Here is a 513-nt window from a genome sequence, read left to right as displayed (position 1 = left end):
GCTGTCCCAACCGTCGTCGCGGGCGCTCAGGGTCGGCGTCTCGCTGCGGCCACTGGTGTTGGTCAGGGAGGCCGCGACCAAGTTCTGTACATGACCCAGCTCGGGCGGCAGCACGTCGCTCAGGAGCGTCTCGAATGCCGGAGTGGTGCCGGTGTTGGTCACGGTCACCCGGTAGGTCAGGGTGTCGCCAGCTTCCAGGTTGGTGGTGGCGCTGGTGATGGCCTGGGTCAGGGCGAGCCTGGGCTCGCCGAGGGTGAGCGTCGCGTCATCTTCAAGGGTTTGGGTGCCTGTACCGCCGGGAGTGTCGAAGCTCAGAGCGGCGGCGTTGGTCAGGGTGTCGCCGTCCTGGTTGACGAGCAGATTGTCCACCCGCGCCCGATAGGTCAGGGTGAGCGTTGTGACCGCGCCGCTGGTGTTGGTGAGCGTGCCGAAATCCAACGCTAGGGTTTCCTGGCCGGCTTCGGGCGTGTCGTCGGTTCGGACGAAGGTGCTCGGGGCGTTGGTCGCGCTCAG

At 67.1% G+C, this 513-nt stretch carries 1 protein-coding gene; it reads right to left on the bottom strand.

Annotation, left to right across the window (positions count from 1 at the left end; genetic code table 11):
• Window positions 1-513: DUF11 domain-containing protein (locus GJ668_RS19965; RefSeq protein ID WP_186343244.1), on the bottom strand; the 513-nt coding region annotated here is incomplete at both ends.

It is taken from the genome of Allochromatium palmeri (assembly GCF_009720725.1).
Lineage (GTDB): Bacteria > Pseudomonadota > Gammaproteobacteria > Chromatiales > Chromatiaceae > Thermochromatium > Thermochromatium palmeri.
Note: the sequence above shows the minus strand (reverse complement) of the source record. Positions and strands in the feature narration are given on the sequence as shown.